Consider the following 17,660-nt stretch of genomic DNA (forward strand, 5'->3'; position numbering starts at 1 on the left):
ATCGCCCGTCCATGTTCCTCCTGCCCCGATACGACATGGCCATTGTTCCAGTTAAGCCGGCCATTCGTCGCAATTGGCTATGTCATCTCCGGCAGGAAGCCGGATAGTATCCATGTCGAGGATGACAAAGTGGATGAACCATGAGCGACATTACACCGCCTGCCTTGCCCCAGACTGAAAGCCTCTCCGGACAGGGCGAACGCCGCCGTCGCAGCGGCGGGCGCGGCGCGGAACGTCAACGGCCCGCGACAGCGCCGAAATATCGCAATCTCGTCAACCGGCTTGCGAAGACGGAGCTTCTCGCCCCCCAGACGCTCGACGATATCCACGAGGCCTCGCTGACCGTTCTCGAGGAAATCGGCATGGACATCATTCTGCCGGAGGCCCGCGAGATCATGCGCCGGGCCGGAGCCTCGGTGAGCGAGGGAACCGAGCGCGTCCGCTTCGATCGCGGCCTCATCATGGAGATGATCGCATCGGCGCCGGCGCAATTCACGCTTCATGCCCGCAACCCCGCCCGCAATGTCGCAATCGGCGGCAACAATCTCGTCTTCGCCCAGATCGCATCCGCCCCCTTCGTCGCCGATCGCGAAGGCGGCCGTCGCGCCGGTAACCAGGAAGACTACCGCAAGCTCGTCAAGCTCGCGCAGTATTACGACATCATCCACACCACCGGCGGCTATCCGGTCGAACCGGTCGACATCCACGCCTCGATCCGCCACCTCGACTGCCTGTCGGATCTGGCAAAGCTCACCGACAAGCCGTTTCACGCCTATTCGCTCGGCCGCCAGCGCAATCTCGACGGGCTGGAGATCGCCCGCATCGCCCGTGGCATCACAGCGGAACAGATGGAGCGGGAACCGTCGCTCTTCACCATCATCAATTCGTCGTCGCCGCTGAGACTCGACGGCCCCATGCTGCAGGGCATCATCGAGATGTCGTCGCGCAACCAGGTGGTCGTCATGACACCGTTCACGCTCGCCGGCGCCATGGCGCCGGTGACGATTGCCGGGGCGCTCGTTCAGCAGAACGCCGAAGCGCTGTGCGGCATCGCCTTCACCCAGATGGTGCGTAAGGGCGCGCCGGTGATGTATGGCGGCTTCACTTCGAATGTCGACATGAAGACCGGGGCACCGGCCTTCGGCACGCCGGAATACATGAAAGCGGTGATCGCCGGTGGCCAGCTCGCCCGCCGCTACGGCGTTCCCTACCGCACCTCGAACACCAATGCCTCCAACACACTCGACGCGCAGGCGGCCTACGAATCGGCATTGTCGCTCTGGGCGCTGACGCAGGGCGGCGGCAATTTCATCATGCATGCCGCCGGCTGGACGGAGGGCGGCCTCACCGCTTCCTTCGAAAAATTCATCCTCGACGTCGACATGCTGCAGATGGTCGCCGAATTTCTGACGCCGCTCGATGTCAGCCCCGACGCGCTGGCGCTCGACGCCGTGCGCGACGTCGGCCCCGGCGGGCACTTCTTCGGCACGGCCCATACGCTTGCCCGCTACGAGAGCGCCTTCTATTCGCCGCTGCTTTCCGACTGGCGCAACTACGAGACCTGGACGGAGGCCGGCCGGCCGACCACCTACGACCACGCCAACCGCATCTACAAGGAAGCGCTCGCCCGCTACGAGCGTCCGCCGCTCGATCCGGCAATCGAGGAGGAGCTGGACGCCTTCGTGGCGAAGCGCAAGGCGGAAGGCGGCGTGGCAACCGACTTCTGATCAGCCGGCCTGCAGGCGCTCCAGATAGACGTCGTATGTCTGGTGCGGTTCGAGTTCGAACCGCTCGGCCAGCACCTTCCACGCCTCAACCCGGTCAAGGCGGAAATCGCGGAAGTCGCAACGCTTCTCGCACCATGCCGTCATCAGCCACAGCCCGCCGAAGGCGCTGAGCGCCAGCGGCCGGACGGTCCGCTCGCTGCGCTCTCCCGTCAGAGCATGGTAGGACATCCATACCTTGCGCCGCGCAGAAAGCGCGCCCCTGATATCTCCGAGGCAGGCCGGAGGCGCGGGCTGCGCCGCGGAACGGAAGGCGTGGATCTGGGCGCTCGCCAGTCGCGCGGCATGCTCCGCCGGCAGGAGACCGAGGATCTTTTCGCGTGCCTCGCGCGCGGCTTGGCCGAGCCGCGGATCGCCGAGCATCTGCGCCGCCCGCAGGCCGAAGGCCAATGCCTCGAGCTGTTCGAAGGTGAAGGTCAGCGGCGGCGCGTCGAAGGCCTCCCGCAGCATGTACCCCACCCCCCGTTCCCCCTCGATTGGTGCGCCCGAGGCCATCAGGTGCTGCATGTCGCGATAGATCGTGCGCGGCGCCACCTCCATCTTCGCGGCAATCTCGTCCGCCGTCATGGCGCGCCCCGTGGAGCGCATCAGCTGAATGATCCGGAACAGGCGGTCGGCGGGACGCATGATCGAGCCTCGATGATGGCAGTGGCCATAAGGCTGTCAGGAGCTGTGTGATAGGTCAAGCGTATCGACAAGCGAGGAGCATTCCATGAGCAAGACCACCATCTTCGAAATCGCCATCTGTACCGTCACCGATGGAGAGCAGGCGGAAAGGGCACGAAAAGCCGCGATGGAAGCCGTCCGCCACTACCCTGGCTTCGTGAGTTGGCAGGCGCTTTCTGCCAGCGACCGACCGGATCAGATCGCCGACATCGTGGAATGGGCGAGCCGGGAAGCAGCCGACGCCGCGGCGGAGAAAGTGCGGACCGACCCGGCCTTCGCGCCTTACATGGCGGCGATTGCCTCCGTCTCCCTGATGCAGCATTTTCACACCCGCCACGACGTCTGAGAGCCATGCCCGAACCGTTGAAAAACCTGATCGGAGAGACCGTTGTCCGCGAGACCGCCGCGGCGCTGGCGCGGGCTTGGCCGGAATTCGACCGCCAAGCCTTCCTTGCGGAAATCCTGCCGGATTTCGACAACCTCGAACTGATGCAGCGCAGCCAGTCGGTCGCGGCCGCCATGACCCGGCTGCTGCCGCAGGACTTTGCGAGAAGCGCCTCCATCCTCAGGGACTGCCTGCCAGATAACAATCGCCCCGGCCTGAGCGGCTGGGCCTTGCTGGCTTTCAACCAGTATATCGGCGCGAACGGCCTTGCGCATTTCGAAACCTCGCTCGATCTCCTGAAGGCGATCACGCCGCATTTCACCGCGGAATTCGGCATCCGCCCCTTCATCGCCGCCGAGCGTCAGCGGGCGCTCGCGATCATTACCGGCTGGATCTCCGATCCGAACCATCACGTGCGGCGTCTCGCAAGCGAAGGCACCCGCCCTCGCCTGCCCTGGGCCATGCGCTTGCCGGAACTGATCCGCGATCCATCGCCCCTGATGCCGATCCTGATCCCGCTGCTCGACGATCCGGAGGATTACGTCCGCCGCTCGGTGGCAAACAGCCTCAACGACATCGCCAAGGACCACCCCGATCTGGTGGCCGATTTCGTCGCCCGACACCGGCAGGATGCCTCGGCGGAACGGCTTTGGCTGCTCAGACACGCGTCGCGGACGCTGGTCAAGAAGGGGCACGCCGGAGTGCTTGCAAGCTTCGGCTTCGAGACCGCCGAGGGTATCAAAGCCGGCCTGTCGCTGAAGCAAACCACGATCGCATTTCCAGGAACGCTGGAATTCGCCGTCCGGCTTTCGAACGGCTCGGACAAGGCCCAGCGCCTGCTGATCGACTATGCGATCCATCACCGCAAGAAGGACGGTTCGCTCTCACCGAAAGTGTTCAAGGGCACAAGCCTGACGATAGGGCCGGACGAAGCCGCAGACCTCGACCGGCGTCATGCCTTCCGCCCGATCACCACGCGCGTCTATTATCCCGGCCTTCACCGGCTGGAGCTGCTGGTGAACGGCTCCCCGCTCGCTTCAGCCGAGTTTCATCTCGACATGAAGGAAGATCGCTAACGGACTCCCGCATAACGGAAAATCCGGGCGGCTCCCGCCGTCCGGATTTTCTTCCCGACCGTGTTCACGCCAGAACCGTTGCCGGCCTGAAAACTCAGTCGCGACGCTTCCAGCCCGTGACCATGGCCCGCACCAGGTTTTCCCGATGCTCTATGCTGGCGAGCACCACGCCGACGATATGCAGGGCGATCAGTCCGAGCGTCGCATAGACCAGCGTCTCGTGGGCGTCTTCGACCCATTCGACGCCCCAATAGGCATCGGTGGTCTGCATGTAACCGGTGGCAACGATGCCGGAGATCATGAGCAGCAGCGCAATCACCATCGCGCCGCCGGCGGGATTATGGCCGATGTAACGCCTCGCCCGCATTCCGGCCGTTTCCGCGAGAAAACGCAACACGGTGAACGGGTTGTAGATGAAATTCACGAAGCGGGCATGTTCCGAACCGAAAAGGCCCCACAGGACGCGGATGGCGACAAGGCCGCCGATGATATAGCCGGAAACGATGTGCGCCGACTTCCATTCGTCGCCCGTGAGAAAGGAAAAGGCGAAGAAACCGACCAGCGACCAATGGAACAGCCGCACGACAGGGTCCCAGACTTTGACCCGCGCCGGCCGCATATCGCGGCCGGTCACGGCGCCGGGCATTTGCTCAGCAGCGTCCGACATCAGTCGTCTCCGTCTGCGCCGACCTGAACGCCGGTTTCCGGATTGAAGATCACCTCGACCTTCTTGCCGTCCTTGATGCCGTAGACTTCATAGCATCCGTCCTCGACCTTGACCTGGCGGACATCGTAGCCGAGTTCGGTCGCCTTGGCCTTCATCGCATCCGTGCTCATCCACTTGTCCTGCGGAACGGAACCGCACTTGCCCTCTTCTTCGGCGTGGGCGACACCGCCGAAGACAGCGGCTGCGAGCAGGGTGGTAACAAGAATCTTCTTCATCGGATAACATCCTTCACTGACCCGGTCGGGCACCATTGCTCCGAACCGTTGGCGGCAAGCTAGTCGAAGGGCGCTGAGCGATAGCTGACGAAGAATGTCAGCGAAATTTCAGCTTCCGGATGATATTGAGGATGGATGAAGGGCAAGTTCGGGGCAGGTTCGGGATGGGTGGTCGGAATGGCGGCGGCATGCCTGCTGCTGCCGGGTCTCGTCCTCGGCCATCCCGCCGAGGCCCTCGCCGATGAGGATCGCTTTCACGCCGATACCGACGACGACCGGGACCGCATCCGCGAAAGCGTGGAAAAGGGCGAGATCAAGTCGCTGGCGGAGCTTCGCCGCATCGTTCTGTCCCGCGTCAGCGGCAAGATCGTCTCGACGGAGATCGGCCGGAAGGGCAAGACATTCATTTACGAGTTCCGCGTCCTGAGCGCCGACGGGCGGCTGGTGGAGGTCGAGATCGATGCAGCCTCCGGCCTGATACGGGAGATCGAGAACGAGGAATGAGAATCCTGCTGATCGAAGACGACATGCTGATCGCCCGCGACGTGATCGCCAATCTGGAGCGGGCGGGCTTCATGGTCGTGCACGAAAAGGACGGCGAAGCCGGCTGGTTCACCGGCGACGGCGAGGATTTCGCCGCGATCGTACTCGATCTCGGCCTGCCGGGAATGGACGGCCTTTCGGTGCTGAAACGCTGGCGCGGCTCGGGCCGCACGACGCCGGTGCTGATTCTTACGGCACGCGGCAACTGGCAGGAGCGCGTGGAAGGCATCGACGCCGGCGCAGACGACTACCTGACCAAGCCCTTTCAGATGGCCGAGCTTCTGGCGAGGCTGCGTGCCATCATTCGCCGCAGCGCCGGCCAGGCCAACCCGGTCATCACCATCGGCGGCCTGTCCATCGACACCCGCACGAAGGCGGTGATGCTCGACGGCATGCCTGTCGACCTGACGCCGCTCGAATATCGCTGCCTCGCCTTCCTCGCCCACAACCAGGAGCGCAGCGTTTCCCAGATGGAACTGACGGAACAGCTCTATGCGCAGGACTTCGAGCGCGACAGCAATTCCGTCGAAGTGCTCGTCGGACGCCTGCGCCGCAAGCTCGGCAAGGACGTCATCACCACCCGGCGGGGCTATGGCTACCGGATCGGCGGAAGCGACGGATGATGCAGTCGATCCGCGGTCGTTTCCTGCTGGTCTCGCTGGTCAGCGTCGTGCTGGCTCTGGCCATGGCGAGCGTCGTGCTGGTCTCGCTCTTCACCCGCAACCTGGAAACCCGCATCGACCACGAGCTGACCGGCCACATCGACAACATCGCCGGCGCACTGCGCTTTGCCGCGGATGGCGCCCTGCTCCTTCCGGAACGGCCGGTGGACCGCCGCTTCGAGGAAGCCTATGGCGGTCTTTACTGGCAGGTGGAAGACGATGCCAGAAAAGGTGAGCTGCGCTCCGCATCCCTTTGGGATTATTCGCTTCCCCTGCCTGACGACGAACAGGAGACCGGCAATATCCACCGCTACCGGCTACCGGGACCGGAAGGCACCGACCTGATCGTGCAGGAACGCAAGATTATCTTCGCCGCCCCGGACGGACGTCGCGCGATCCGTGTTGCCGCAGCCATCGACGGCGCGGTCGTCGCCGATGCGCGCCGCGCCTTCGCCTTCGACATCATTCCCTACATGGTGGCGCTCGCCGTCTTCCTGATCGCGGCGTCGCTGGCCCAGCTCACCTACGGCCTCAGGCCGATCTCCTCGGTCAGCGAGGGCCTGGACCGCATCCGCGAACGCAAGGCGGAAAGGCTGACCGGCGCCTTTCCGCGCGAGTTGCGCGGCGTCGTCGCCGCCGTCAACCAGTTGCTCGACGCCCAGTCACGCCTGATCGACAAGGCAAAGGCGCGCGCCGCCGATCTCGCCCATGGCCTGAAGACCCCGCTCACGGTGCTGTCGAACGATGCCGAAACGCTCCGGCAACGCGGTGAGACGGAAATCGCCGACGAACTCTCCCACCTCGCCGGCGTGATGAAAGCGCATGTGGAGCATGAACTGACCCGCAGCCGCATCGCGGCCAGCGCAGAACTGCGCAAGTCCGATGCCGACCTCGCCGCCTCGCTCGGCGTCATCGTGCGAACATTGAAGCGCACCCCGCGCGGCGAGGCGCTGGACTGGAACATCGCGGTCGCCCCCGGCATTGCGGTCGGCGTCGATCCCCTCGACCTGCAGGAGATGCTGGGCAACATCCTCGATAATGCCGTCAAATGGGGTCGCTCGCGCATTCGCGTCATGTCGGCCAGTCGGGACGGACGACCGGTCCTCACCATCGAGGACGACGGCCCCGGCGCCGATCCCGCCGGGCTCCGCACCATCATGCAACGGGGCACGCGGCTCGACCTGAAGACGCCCGGCACCGGCATCGGGCTTGCCATCGTCCGTGATATCGCGGACGTCTACGGCCTCGACATCGAGGCCGAAAACGTTGCGGCGGGCGGCTTTCGCGTCACCATCCGCTTCTGACGTCTTCGCTGCATTGCAAAAACATTTCTTGACTTTCAGAAGGAAAAGAGCCATTTGCAGGAACAGCTTTCCCCTTCCGGCCGCCGCGTGAGCGTGCCCAGCGACAACTGAGACGCGAAGAAGGCAAGGCGCAGGTTATGGATAACGGCCGCACGAGCGGTGCATGCGCTGGAAAGCTTTTTCCAACTTACAAGTTCCCATTTCACGCGGGGTTCTTGACGCCACGAACAGACAGCACCGCAGAACGCGATGCAGTCCGATGGCTCGTGGCGCCCCCGAAAGGTACAGACTTTGACCACTTTTCATGACCTCGGCCTGTCGCACAAGATCGTCTCGACGCTCTCGACCATTGGTTTCGAAACCGCAACGCCGATTCAGGAGCAGGCCATCCCGCTGGTGCTCCAGGGCCGCGACCTCGTCGGCCTCGCCCAGACCGGCACCGGCAAGACGGCCGCCTTCGGCCTGCCGATCATCGAAATGCTGATGACGAACGGCGACCGGCCGAAGCCGCGCTCGACGCGCGTGCTGATCCTCGCCCCCACCCGCGAACTGGTGAACCAGATCGGCGACAACCTGCGCAGCTTCGTGCGCAAGACCCCGCTCAAGATCATTCAGGTCGTCGGCGGCGCCTCGATCAACAAGCAGCAGTTCCAGCTCGAGCGCGGCGCCGACATTCTCGTCGCCACCCCCGGCCGCCTGCTCGACCTGATCGAGCGCCAGGCCGTGACGCTGCGCGACATCACCCATCTGGTGCTCGACGAGGCCGACCAGATGCTTGACCTCGGCTTCATCCACGACCTGCGCAAGATCGCCCGCATGGTACCGAAGGACCGCCAGACGCTGCTCTTCTCGGCCACCATGCCGAAGACCATCGCCGACCTCGCCGCAAGCTTCCTGACCGACCCGGTCAAGGTGGAAGTCGCACCTCCCGGCAAGGCCGCCGACAAGGTCGAGCAGTACGTGCATTTCGTCAATGGCCAGAACCACAAGACTGAAATGCTGAAGAAGATCCTGGCGGACAATCCGGATGGCCGCTCGATTGTCTTCCTGCGCACCAAGCACGGCGCGGAAAAGCTGATGAAGCACCTGGACATCACCGGCTTCTCGGTCGCCTCGATCCACGGCAACAAGAGCCAGGGCCAGCGCGAACGCGCGCTCAAGGGCTTCCGTGACGGCGCCTTCAAGACGCTGATCGCCACGGACGTTGCCGCCCGCGGCATCGACATTCCGGCCGTCAGCCATGTCTTCAACTACGACCTGCCGGAAGTTCCGGACGCTTACGTGCACCGCATCGGCCGCACGGCGCGCGCCGGCCGCGACGGCATCGCCATTGCCTTCTGCGGCCCGGACGAAGGCCGCCTACTGCGCGACATCGAACGCCTGATGGGCATCGAAATCCCGGTCGCAAGCGGCGAAGCGCCGGCAAACCTCAGCCGTCCGGCCCGCCCGCAGCGTCGTGGCGGCGGCGGTGGCGGCGGCAACAACCGCAACCATCAGGGCCAGGGCCGCAGCAAGCATGAAGGCGAGGCACGTTCGGCCCATGGCGACGGACGTCCCGCCCAGAAGCAGGGCCATCGCAAGGGCAATGGCGGCGGACGCCCCGGCGGCCACGCCAATGCCGGTCAAGGCAAGCCGGGCGGCTCCCGCCCCGCAAACCAGCAGCGCAATCGTCGCCGCGAGGCTTAAGCGGATCTTTCCGCTGAGAGATGACGACAAGACCGGAGGCGCGGTTCAGACCGCGCCTTTTTCTTTTGAGCGACGTTCTAATCCGCCGGCTACCCCTCACCCCGCTCGATTGGGCCATCAGGCTGTGATAACCACATCTTCACACCGCGAGAGGGCGGTGATTCCGTCCGGCCCGTGACGAGGAACTGCATGGTGAGATTGCTTATCGCCGTCCTGACGACCCTTTCCCTGGTGGCGCCCGCAAGCGCAGAGTCGAAAATCGACATATTGACCATCCTCGACCAGTTCATGATTTCCAAAGCGATCGCATCGAAATGCGCGCGTCCCGATGAAACAAAGATTGCGAAGTTCTTTCTGAACATGGAAACTGTGAGGTTCTATGCAACTCAGAGGCTGAAGGAAATGTACCCGAAGGCCACCGACGAGATGATCGCCAAGGGCGCGGTGCAACGGCAGGCTGTATTCGATAAGGGGGTTTCGGAAATTATCGCCAAGGAAGGTTGCGACAGCCCTCAAATCAAGGAAGCGCTCAGGCGCTTCGATGTGCAGGCCGACATGAACCTGTTTGCGTCGACGAAGGACAAATAGTCTTCGCCCCTTTCATCCCCGCGTCCTGTCCACCTTCCGGTTCGTGAGATAGACGCCGAGAACGGCGATCACAGTACCGACGATCATGGGAAGCGACAGCCGCTCGCCAAAAGCAATGGCCGCTTCGATAGCGGCAAGCGGCGGCACGAGATAAATCAGCGATGCAGCCTTGGAAACATCGCCGCGCCGGATGAGATAGAGCAGAAGCGCGATTGCGCCCATGGAAATGCCGACGACCGACCAGGCGAGCGTAGCGAACAGGCCGAAGCCCCAGACGACCCGCAGGTTTTCCAGAATGAGCGCCGCCGGCACGGTGACGATCAGCGCGCCGACATATTGCAGGGCCGCGACCGCTCTGAGATCGCCATCCTTCAGGAACCGCTTCTGATAGAGAGTGCCGGCCGTGACGCAGGCCATGCCCAGCACATTGACGACGACGGCATAGACCGGGATCGCCCCGGCATCGACCGCAAGCAGGTTCGGCAGCACCGCGACGGCAATCCCGGCAAAGCCGAGAAGCAATCCTACACGCTGGCTCACGCCGAGCCTCTCCTTAATCAGCACCGCCGCGGCGACGCCGGTCATCAAGGGCTGGAGGCCCGCGATGATGCCCGACAGCGACGCGGGCACGCCCTGCCCGATCGCCCACCACAGCATGCCGAGATAAAGGCCGTGCAGGAACATGCCCGAAACGATCGCATGGAAAACGGCGGAACAGCCGCGCGGCCAGCGGACGCCCGTGACGCGACAGAGAATGTAAAACAGAACGGCCGCAACGGCATAGCGCAGGGCAAGAAAGGTCAACGGGTCCGCAAAGAGCGTCGCATATTTGGCCGCGACCCAGCCAGTCGACCACAGAAGCACGAAAAGGACCGGCGCAAGTCGGCTGAGCGTCATAGGCGTTTTCCTAACCAATCGCCCTGTCCGAAAACAAGGTCACAGGACGCGCTCCTAACCGCAGCAAGGGAGCCCGTCAAAAGAGTTTCCTTGCGGCCAATGATGAATTTTCTTGACGCATGCCGCGCCGAAAAAAAATTCGCGCCCCCGCATGTTCATATTTTAGGCAACATCGGCGCCGTTGCGGCAATCCTCCTCCGACTTTGGGTCAACGGAGATGGCCGAGACGGCCTGACGCAGTATCAAAATGCCGAAAATCTGATGGAAATATAGGCTGTTGCCGATTTTTCGATCCATGGAAATTCTTAGCCTCCCACTCCGCAGGCTTCTTGCATTGCCCGAAACGTTGTATTCAAATGGCAAAAAAATGGGGATGGCGCCGTTGGCATTTGATGAAATGATGAATGCGGACAGCAGTCCGCGAACGCCCTACCGGAACTACCATGAGTGGTATTCGAATCAGGACCCGGCGCGATTGATCGCCAAGTCGCGAGACGCCGAAAACATCTTCCGCAAGACAGGCATCACCTTCGCAGTCTACGGACACGAAGACTCAGCCGAAAAGCTCATACCCTTCGACATCATTCCCCGCATCATCTCCGGCAGCGAATGGCGGCGACTCGCCCAGGGGATCGAACAGCGCGTTCTGGCGCTCAACGCCTTTCTCGACGACATCTATCACAAGCAGGAAATCATTAAGGCGGGCCGCATTCCCCGCGAACTGATCGAGAAGAACGAGGCTTTCCTGCCCGAAATGATCGGCTTCCGCCCGCCGGGCGGCGTCTACACCCATATCGTTGGCACCGACATCGTGCGCACCGGCGAAGACCAGTTCTACGTGCTGGAAGACAATGCCCGCACGCCGTCGGGCGTCAGCTACATGCTGGAAAACCGCGAAACCATGATGCAGATGTTTCCGGAACTCTTCCAGCTCAACAAGGTGCAGCGTGTCGAGGACTATCCCTACCTGCTGCGCCAGTCGCTGGCATCCCTCGCCCCTCCGGGCTGCAAGGGCAAGCCGCGCGTCGCGGTGCTCACCCCCGGCATCTACAACTCCGCCTATTACGAGCACTCCTTCCTTGCCGACATGATGGGCGTGGAGCTGGTCGAAGGTTCGGACCTCCGCGTCATCGACGGCAAGGTGAAGATGCGCACCACCCGCGGCTACGAGGCGATCGACGTGCTCTACCGCCGCGTCGACGACGACTTCCTCGATCCCTTGACCTTCCGTCCCGATTCCGCGCTCGGCGTGCCCGGCATCATGGACGTCTACCGGGCCGGCAACATCACCATCGCCAATGCGCCGGGCACCGGCATTTCCGACGACAAGGCGATCTATTCCTACATGCCCGAGATCGTCGAGTTCTATACCGGCCGCAAGGCGCTTCTGGAAAACGTGCCGACCTGGCGCTGCTCGGAAGCCGACAGCCTGAAATACGTGCTGGAGCATCTGGAGGAACTGGTCGTCAAGGAAGTCCACGGTTCCGGCGGCTACGGCATGCTGGTCGGCCCGACCGCCTCGAAGAAGGAGCGGGCCGTCTTCGCCGAGAAGCTGAAGAGCCGGCCGAACAACTACATCGCCCAGCCGACGCTTTCCTTGTCGACCGTGCCGATCCTCGTCAACAAGGGGATCGCGCCGCGCCACGTCGATCTTCGTCCCTATGTCCTTGTCTCCGACAAGGTGCAGATCATCCCCGGCGGCCTGACCCGCGTGGCCCTGAAACAGGGTTCGCTCGTCGTCAACTCCTCCCAGGGAGGCGGCACCAAGGACACCTGGGTACTGGAGGACTGAACCATGCTGGGCAGAACCGCAAACGGACTATACTGGATGTTCCGCTACATCGAGCGGGCCGAAAACATCGCCCGCCTCGTGGACGCCGGCCTCAGGATGTCGCTGACCCGCACCGGCGCCACGGACGACGACTGGGGGGCCGTGCTTCTCAGCGCCGACGTACGCGAGGGTTACGACGCCGCCCACCCGAAGCTGACAAGCGCCGACGCGATCGACTATCTGCTGCGCGATCTCGCCAACCCGTCGAGCGTGATGTCATGCATCGATTCCGGCCGCAACAATGCCCGCATGGTGCGCACGGCGCTAACCCGCGAGACCTGGGAAGCGACCAATGAATGCTGGATCGAACTCAAGCATCTTTTAGGCCGCAAGCTGAAATCGGCCGACCTTCCCGAGGTGATCGACACCGTGAAACGCCGCGCCGGCCTGATCCGCGGCGCCTTCCACGGCTCGATGCTGCGCAACGAGATCTATAACTTCGCGCGGATCGGAACCTTCATCGAACGGGCCGACAACACCAGCCGCATCCTCGACGTGAAATATTACGTGCTGTTGCCGGCCGTCACCCAGGTCGGCTCCTCGCTCGACAACATGCAGTGGGAATCGATCCTCCGGTCGGTCTCGGCGCATCGCTCCTACCGCTGGGTTTATGACGGCGAATACCGTGCGGCCAACATCGCCGATTTCCTGATCCTCAACGGCCAGATGCCGCGCTCGCTCGCTTACTCCTACGAGAAGATCGTCAGCAATCTCGGCTATCTCGCCAGGGAATACGGCCAGCGGTTGCCGGCCCATGACACGGCCGATTCCGTTCGCGCGACGCTGAGTTCCTGCAATATCAGCGCCATCATGGATCAGGGACTGCACGAATTCCTCGACAATTTCATCGCCCGCAACAACCAGCTCGGCAATGAAATCACCGAGGGTTATCGCTTCTACAGCTGACGGCAGGCGGGACACCATCATGCGGCTCAAGATCACCCATACCACCGAATACCAGTATGCCGAGCCGGTAGCCTATTCGCTCCAGCGGCTGCGGCTGTCGCCCGTTGCAGGCCCCGGACAGGAGGTCCTGTCCTGGCACATCGCCGTCGACGGCGCCGTCGTCGAAGCCGGTTTCCACGACCAGTTCGGCAATCATGTCCATCTCGTCTCGACCGAGGGCGACAGCTCCAAGGTCCATATCGTCGCGAGCGGCGAAGTCGAGACCGAGGACCGCGCCGGCGTTTTCGGCCCCCATGTCGGCTATTGCCCGCTGTGGCTTTTCCTGCGCGAGACGCCCCGCACCAGGGCCGGCAAGCTGACCAAGGAGCTTGCCAAGGGCCTTTCCGGCACAACCGACCTTGAGCGCATGCATGACCTGATGGGCACGATCCACAAGGCGGTCGCCTACCGCCCCGGCGAAACCGGCACGGAGACGACGGCGGAACAGGCGCTCGAGGCCGGCCACGGCGTCTGCCAGGATCATGCGCATATCTTCATCGCCGCCACCCGGCTGATGAACATTCCCGCCCGCTATGTCTCGGGCTATCTGATGATGGACGGCGTGGCCGAGCAGATGGCGACCCATGCCTGGGCCGAGGTGTTTCTTCCCGGCCTCGGATGGGTCGGTTTCGACGCGGCCAACGATCATTGCCCCGATGCCCGCTATGTCCGCATCGCCTCCGGCCTCTGCTATGCCGATGCCGCTCCCGTCTCCGGAATGCGGATCGGCCGCGCCGGAGAAGACCTTGCGGTCAAGGTGGTGGTGGAGCCGAAACTCCAGAGTCAAAGCCAGAGCCAGAGCTGAGGCAGGCGCCCTTCCCCTGCACTTTCCCGCGCCCGATGGGTTCCGCAAGCCCGGCGCCAAGTCCGGATGTTCTCCTTGAGGGCTCAAGGGAGAATCGCGCATGCTGTTTCGCCAGTCATTGTTCCAGTCGGTCGTGGAACGTCTTTCGGACGAGGACGTCGGCTGTGCGGATGAGGAAGCCGAAATCGCATCGCCCAGAATCCACGGCATGCCCGGGAACTATCTGGCGGACAGCCTGACCGCCGGCTTTCAGGAGGCGACGCGCCTGCAGGAAGCCTATCTTTCCCTGATGGAGGACGATGGGTTTTACGAAGCGCCCCCGGCGCCCGACCCGCCCCAGGACCCCGCGCCGGTGATGCCCGCGCACCTCGCACGATTGTCGATCGAAGAAATCGCGGACGACCTCGGCATCGCCGCGACGGACGACCGGGAAAAGCTCGCCGAACGGCGGCGGCGCTTCGCCAAGCTCAACCATCCCGACAGGATGGACGCGGAATTCAGGGACCGCGCGACGCTGCGCATGACGATCGCAAACCTCCTGATCGACGAGGCGATCCGGAGATTGCCATAGCCTTTCGGGCCGGCGCGCGGGCGTTCGAGGCGCGTCGCGCACTTTCGGGTTCGCTCCGCGCGCTTGAAGTCCTAAAGCATGTCGCGCAAAAGTGCGCAGCGGTTCTGCGGTAACGACATGTGATAAAACAGATACTTAAAGCGTGCCGAGCGAATCTGAAAGATCGCGACACGCTTTAATCTTGTGGCATCTCTCTGCCGCAAGACCGCCATACGCTTTTGCCCGACATCCTTCAGGGTCAGTCGTAGAGCTTCTTCAACAGGCCGATGAGCTGGTCGCGCGCGGCAACGCCGCCGAGCTGCGAGAGAAGACGCTCTTCATGTTCCTGCCAGATCGGCATCAGCTCCTCGAGATAGGCAAGCCCGGCATCGGTGATGTAGAGCGACTGGACGCGCCGGTCGAGATCGGACTTGCGCCGCTCGACGAACCCCTTGTGCTCGAGGCCGTCGACGATCGCGACGAAATTGGCCCTCTGGATGCCAAGCGCCTCCGCCACCTCGCTCTGCTTCGAGCCCTGATTGCGGGTAAGAAGCAGGAGCACGGCGAAATCCGTCGGACGCAACCCCTTTGCGGCGAAGGTCTCGTTGAAATGTTGGAAAACAGCAAGCTGCGCCCGCCGCAGCCGATAGCCAACGGCGTCCTCCATCATCGAAAAATCTATTCTGGATGACCCTTGAGCTGTTTCCTCAGCCTTATTTTCCGTCATTGAGACGCCATTCTTGTTTGTTGCCCCCAACAAAACCACCCGCACCGTCGACGCGATACGTAGTGGATACGACAATGATTTTATAGAATTGCCTTCATGGCACAAGGGTTAGTGCCTGATCGCGGGTGAAAACTGTCAGATTTGGACGAGGCATGCCCCTCATACACGGCGATCCGGCAGAAGCATTCGGGAAAATCCCCGGCGAGGCGCTTTTTCCACATCGCCGCCCGGTCTGTAGAGAGACGCCGAATTCCGCATTTTCCACATTGATGCGAAGCGAAGTCTAGGGTATGACCGCCAAACAGCCTGACGGCGAGGACCCTGCTTCGCCCCGGATGCACCCGTAGCTCAGCTGGATAGAGTGTTGGATTCCGATTCCAAAGGTCACAGGTTCGAATCCTGTCGGGTGCGCCACTACTTTTTTTGACCTCACCTTCCTGCTCAACTCAGAAACTATATGGGAGCGCCAAACTTCCGCCGGACTGAGTGGGGCTCCGCCGACGATCAACTGCTGTTTGCACAACGAAGCGTTGACCGGAAAGCAGTACGTTAATGGTGACAACCTCGTGCGAAGACATTTTGGGCACTCGCTGAACGGCTTGCACCTCATCTCAAACGGCAAAAAAGCACGCTTGTGATAGATTGTTCTACGAAACACCACGCTTGGCGAAAAGCTATATTAAGACCAACAATATTCCCCTCTTCGTAGAATCAGAGCTATGCTGCGGTAACGACAAGGGGGAAAGTATGACTGCAGAAATTGCCATACTTAACAAGCTGGCGGTTGCTCTCGCGACCGACAGTGCGGTTACGATAACTGCAGGTGACGAAGAGCAAAAGATCTACGACAGCGCTGATAAGCTGTTCGACCTATCATTCCGGAATCCTATCGGGATCATGATCTATAACGGCATGCAGTTTATGCAAGCACCGCTGCAGACGTTAATATCAGAGTATCGCAACACCTGTCGCTCGTTCGATACCGTCCGCGAAGCTGCTGATGACTTTCTTAAATACCTCAATGATTGGGGCGCTCATAGCCCATCCTACGTGATCCGATCTGCTTTAGAAGCAATCCTCATTCCACTACTCGAACAGATTCGAGCACGCATTCAGAAGAAGCACCGAGAACTATTCGAAACGGAGGATTACACAGATCTTCAGAAGAAGCTTGAATCAATTCCTGGAGATGTTCTAGATGTAGTGGATACGGTTCTGGCACGAGCAAACCCGAGCTCCTTCGTTGGCGGTGAAGCGCCCGAAATCACCGGCGAGCGCTCAGCGGTGATTAAAAACATCATAGTCGAAAATTGGCCAAGCGACGATTCCCAATTCATCGGCCGTCTGACGACAATTGCAACAAAGGTGCTTTTGCTCGACGTAGGCTCGCCAGCACACACCGGCATAGTCATCGCCGGCTTTGGTAACATCGAAAAATTTCCTACGCTCGTTTCATTCACAATTGATGGCGTGGTCTTCGACAAGCTCAAGTTTACCGAGACCAATTTCGTTGACATTGATCGTAACGGTGACAGGGCTCGGGTGATTCCTTTCGCTCAAAAGGAGATGGTCGAGCGTTTTCTATACGGCTTGGACTCCGAGATCGAACGTCAGATTACAATTTGGTGCAAAGAGGCAGTCCCAGAAATACGGAATCAAATACTAAACTCCCTGGACATGACGCCTGAGGATAGGAATTCGTTAACGCAAGAAGCGCAGGATGCAGAAGATGCTTTCATTGACGATCTTAAAAACAAACGTTTCGAAGAAATTCGTACCTCGTCCAGGACAGCTATTGAAGGTATGGTTGAATTCATGCCAAAGCCAGAGTTGGCGCGGATGGCAGAAGCGCTAGTGAACTTGACGTCCATTAAGAGACGCGTCTCCCGCGGGATGGAGACGGTTGGCGGCCCGATTGACGTTGCGGTAATTTCTCGTACAGAGGGGTTCATATGGGTGAAGAGGAAGCATTATTTCTCTACCGATTTGAACCCAAGATACGTTTCGCGCATTTCGGTGAAAGCTACACGAAATGAGGATGGGTAACATGGACAAGAACCGTGATTTAAGGCATCTGCTGCCAGCAGATGAAGAAATTTCAAATCGTCGCGTGGGCGATGATAAGGTTCGTGAGCAAACACAAAAGTCTGCTCAAGATACCCGCAAACGCATTCGCGACGCATTTTCATTATCGGAGAAGCTAAAGGCTTCGCTGCGCCCATGACAATCTAGGTCCTGTTGACAAAGTATGGCAGCCATATTTTTGCGG

At 61.5% G+C, this 17,660-nt stretch carries 19 protein-coding genes, 1 tRNA gene and 1 pseudogene; 16 read left to right on the forward strand and 5 right to left on the reverse strand.

Features of this window, described 5'->3' with window-relative positions; genetic code table 11:
- Positions 1-140: 140 nt before the first annotated feature.
- Positions 141-1,727 carry a trimethylamine methyltransferase family protein gene (locus tag J5N58_RS03375; RefSeq protein WP_112831127.1) on the forward strand — a complete coding sequence of 529 codons (1,587 nt, stop codon included), beginning with the start codon at positions 141-143 and terminating at the stop codon, positions 1,725-1,727.
- On the opposite strand, the gene J5N58_RS03380 is transcribed toward J5N58_RS03375, so the two are convergent.
- Positions 1,728-2,411, reverse strand: a complete 684-nt coding sequence (locus tag J5N58_RS03380; protein ID WP_112831128.1) for a helix-turn-helix transcriptional regulator — start codon at positions 2,409-2,411, stop codon at positions 1,728-1,730.
- Between the two features lie 85 nt (positions 2,412-2,496).
- On the opposite strand from J5N58_RS03380, the gene J5N58_RS03385 reads away from it, so the two are divergent.
- Positions 2,497-2,796 (forward strand): hypothetical protein, encoded by a 300-nt coding sequence (locus J5N58_RS03385; RefSeq protein ID WP_112831129.1) that lies wholly within the window; start codon positions 2,497-2,499, stop codon positions 2,794-2,796.
- A gap of 5 nt (positions 2,797-2,801) precedes the next feature.
- Positions 2,802-3,911: a DNA alkylation repair protein gene (locus tag J5N58_RS03390; protein WP_113442664.1), complete on the forward strand. Its 1,110-nt coding sequence runs from the start codon at positions 2,802-2,804 to the stop codon at positions 3,909-3,911.
- A gap of 94 nt (positions 3,912-4,005) precedes the next feature.
- Here J5N58_RS03390 and J5N58_RS03395 read toward each other — a convergent pair whose 3' ends face one another.
- The gene (locus J5N58_RS03395) at positions 4,006-4,578 is read right to left on the reverse strand and encodes a cytochrome b/b6 domain-containing protein (protein ID WP_244709625.1); all 573 of its coding nucleotides are present in this window, start codon (positions 4,576-4,578) and stop codon (positions 4,006-4,008) included.
- Positions 4,578-4,853: a PepSY domain-containing protein gene (locus J5N58_RS03400; protein WP_112831131.1), complete on the reverse strand. Its 276-nt coding sequence runs from the start codon at positions 4,851-4,853 to the stop codon at positions 4,578-4,580. Before J5N58_RS03400 ends, J5N58_RS03395 begins: the two co-directional genes overlap by 1 nt.
- Positions 4,854-4,988: 135 nt before the next feature.
- Between J5N58_RS03400 and J5N58_RS03405 the strand changes: the two genes are divergently transcribed.
- From J5N58_RS03405 to J5N58_RS03425, 5 genes and pseudogenes are all read left to right on the forward strand, one after another.
- A complete protein-coding gene (locus J5N58_RS03405; protein ID WP_112831132.1) occupies positions 4,989-5,357 on the forward strand; it encodes a PepSY domain-containing protein in 369 nt (122 codons plus the stop codon).
- Positions 5,354-6,019 (forward strand): response regulator transcription factor, encoded by a 666-nt coding sequence (locus J5N58_RS03410; RefSeq protein ID WP_112831133.1) that lies wholly within the window; start codon positions 5,354-5,356, stop codon positions 6,017-6,019. Before J5N58_RS03405 ends, J5N58_RS03410 begins: the two co-directional genes overlap by 4 nt.
- Positions 6,016-7,362, forward strand: a complete 1,347-nt coding sequence (locus J5N58_RS03415; protein ID WP_112831134.1) for a sensor histidine kinase — start codon at positions 6,016-6,018, stop codon at positions 7,360-7,362. The genes J5N58_RS03410 and J5N58_RS03415 overlap by 4 nt, the downstream gene beginning before the upstream one ends.
- A gap of 249 nt (positions 7,363-7,611) precedes the next feature.
- Positions 7,612-9,045 (forward strand): annotated as a pseudogene (locus tag J5N58_RS03420) (DEAD/DEAH box helicase); the annotation flags it as partial.
- Between the two features lie 270 nt (positions 9,046-9,315).
- Positions 9,316-9,636, forward strand: a complete 321-nt coding sequence (locus J5N58_RS03425; RefSeq protein WP_244709629.1) for a hypothetical protein — start codon at positions 9,316-9,318, stop codon at positions 9,634-9,636.
- Between the two features lie 12 nt (positions 9,637-9,648).
- Here J5N58_RS03425 and J5N58_RS03430 read toward each other — a convergent pair whose 3' ends face one another.
- Positions 9,649-10,533 (reverse strand): DMT family transporter, encoded by an 885-nt coding sequence (locus tag J5N58_RS03430; RefSeq protein ID WP_244709631.1) that lies wholly within the window; start codon positions 10,531-10,533, stop codon positions 9,649-9,651.
- Between the two features lie 99 nt (positions 10,534-10,632).
- On the opposite strand from J5N58_RS03430, the gene J5N58_RS03435 reads away from it, so the two are divergent.
- The 5 genes from J5N58_RS03435 to J5N58_RS03455 all read left to right on the forward strand — a co-directional run bounded on the left by J5N58_RS03435 (position 10,633) and on the right by J5N58_RS03455 (position 14,685).
- Positions 10,633-10,806 carry a hypothetical protein gene (locus tag J5N58_RS03435; RefSeq protein ID WP_244709633.1) on the forward strand — a complete coding sequence of 58 codons (174 nt, stop codon included), beginning with the start codon at positions 10,633-10,635 and terminating at the stop codon, positions 10,804-10,806.
- Positions 10,807-10,915: 109 nt separating this feature from the next.
- The gene (locus J5N58_RS03440; RefSeq protein ID WP_162708362.1) at positions 10,916-12,325 is read left to right on the forward strand and encodes a circularly permuted type 2 ATP-grasp protein; all 1,410 of its coding nucleotides are present in this window, start codon (positions 10,916-10,918) and stop codon (positions 12,323-12,325) included.
- Between the two features lie 3 nt (positions 12,326-12,328).
- Complete coding sequence (locus J5N58_RS03445; RefSeq protein WP_112831139.1) at positions 12,329-13,270, forward strand: alpha-E domain-containing protein; 942 nt, start codon at positions 12,329-12,331, stop codon at positions 13,268-13,270.
- A gap of 19 nt (positions 13,271-13,289) precedes the next feature.
- A complete protein-coding gene (locus J5N58_RS03450) occupies positions 13,290-14,114 on the forward strand; it encodes a transglutaminase family protein (protein WP_113339267.1) in 825 nt (274 codons plus the stop codon).
- 100 nt (positions 14,115-14,214) lie between these two features.
- A complete protein-coding gene (locus J5N58_RS03455; protein ID WP_113457174.1) occupies positions 14,215-14,685 on the forward strand; it encodes a hypothetical protein in 471 nt (156 codons plus the stop codon).
- 238 nt (positions 14,686-14,923) lie between these two features.
- Here J5N58_RS03455 and J5N58_RS03460 read toward each other — a convergent pair whose 3' ends face one another.
- A complete protein-coding gene (locus J5N58_RS03460) occupies positions 14,924-15,334 on the reverse strand; it encodes a MarR family winged helix-turn-helix transcriptional regulator (protein WP_244709636.1) in 411 nt (136 codons plus the stop codon).
- Between the two features lie 394 nt (positions 15,335-15,728).
- On the opposite strand from J5N58_RS03460, the gene J5N58_RS03465 reads away from it, so the two are divergent.
- From J5N58_RS03465 to J5N58_RS03475, 3 genes are all read left to right on the forward strand, one after another.
- Positions 15,729-15,805 (forward strand) — tRNA-Arg (locus J5N58_RS03465).
- A 333-nt stretch (positions 15,806-16,138) separates the two neighbouring features.
- On the forward strand, positions 16,139-17,437 hold the full coding sequence (locus J5N58_RS03470; RefSeq protein ID WP_244709638.1) for a hypothetical protein: 1,299 nt from the start codon (positions 16,139-16,141) through the stop codon (positions 17,435-17,437).
- Position 17,438: 1 nt separating this feature from the next.
- Positions 17,439-17,615, forward strand: a complete 177-nt coding sequence (locus tag J5N58_RS03475) for a hypothetical protein (RefSeq protein ID WP_244709640.1) — start codon at positions 17,439-17,441, stop codon at positions 17,613-17,615.
- Positions 17,616-17,660: the final 45 nt, after the last annotated feature.

It is taken from the genome of Paenirhizobium cremeum (genome assembly GCF_022884085.1).
Classification (GTDB): domain Bacteria; phylum Pseudomonadota; class Alphaproteobacteria; order Rhizobiales; family Rhizobiaceae; genus Allorhizobium; species Allorhizobium cremeum.

Bases quoted from the DNA above. Each gene is read 5' to 3' on its own strand.
- J5N58_RS03375 (WP_112831127.1), top strand. From the start codon at position 141: ATGAGCGACATTACACCGCCTGCCTTGCCCCAGACTGAAAGCCTCTCC.
- J5N58_RS03380 (WP_112831128.1), bottom strand. From the start codon at position 2,411: ATGCGTCCCGCCGACCGCCTGTTCCGGATCATTCAGCTGATGCGCTCC.
- J5N58_RS03385 (WP_112831129.1), top strand. From the start codon at position 2,497: ATGAGCAAGACCACCATCTTCGAAATCGCCATCTGTACCGTCACCGAT.
- J5N58_RS03390 (WP_113442664.1), top strand. From the start codon at position 2,802: ATGCCCGAACCGTTGAAAAACCTGATCGGAGAGACCGTTGTCCGCGAG.
- J5N58_RS03395 (WP_244709625.1), bottom strand. From the start codon at position 4,578: ATGTCGGACGCTGCTGAGCAAATGCCCGGCGCCGTGACCGGCCGCGAT.
- J5N58_RS03400 (WP_112831131.1), bottom strand. From the start codon at position 4,853: ATGAAGAAGATTCTTGTTACCACCCTGCTCGCAGCCGCTGTCTTCGGC.
- J5N58_RS03405 (WP_112831132.1), top strand. From the start codon at position 4,989: ATGAAGGGCAAGTTCGGGGCAGGTTCGGGATGGGTGGTCGGAATGGCG.
- J5N58_RS03410 (WP_112831133.1), top strand. From the start codon at position 5,354: ATGAGAATCCTGCTGATCGAAGACGACATGCTGATCGCCCGCGACGTG.
- J5N58_RS03415 (WP_112831134.1), top strand. From the start codon at position 6,016: ATGATGCAGTCGATCCGCGGTCGTTTCCTGCTGGTCTCGCTGGTCAGC.
- J5N58_RS03430 (WP_244709631.1), bottom strand. From the start codon at position 10,533: ATGACGCTCAGCCGACTTGCGCCGGTCCTTTTCGTGCTTCTGTGGTCG.
- J5N58_RS03435 (WP_244709633.1), top strand. From the start codon at position 10,633: ATGATGAATTTTCTTGACGCATGCCGCGCCGAAAAAAAATTCGCGCCC.
- J5N58_RS03445 (WP_112831139.1), top strand. From the start codon at position 12,329: ATGCTGGGCAGAACCGCAAACGGACTATACTGGATGTTCCGCTACATC.
- J5N58_RS03450 (WP_113339267.1), top strand. From the start codon at position 13,290: ATGCGGCTCAAGATCACCCATACCACCGAATACCAGTATGCCGAGCCG.
- J5N58_RS03455 (WP_113457174.1), top strand. From the start codon at position 14,215: ATGCTGTTTCGCCAGTCATTGTTCCAGTCGGTCGTGGAACGTCTTTCG.
- J5N58_RS03460 (WP_244709636.1), bottom strand. From the start codon at position 15,334: ATGATGGAGGACGCCGTTGGCTATCGGCTGCGGCGGGCGCAGCTTGCT.
- J5N58_RS03470 (WP_244709638.1), top strand. From the start codon at position 16,139: ATGACTGCAGAAATTGCCATACTTAACAAGCTGGCGGTTGCTCTCGCG.
- J5N58_RS03475 (WP_244709640.1), top strand. From the start codon at position 17,439: ATGGACAAGAACCGTGATTTAAGGCATCTGCTGCCAGCAGATGAAGAA.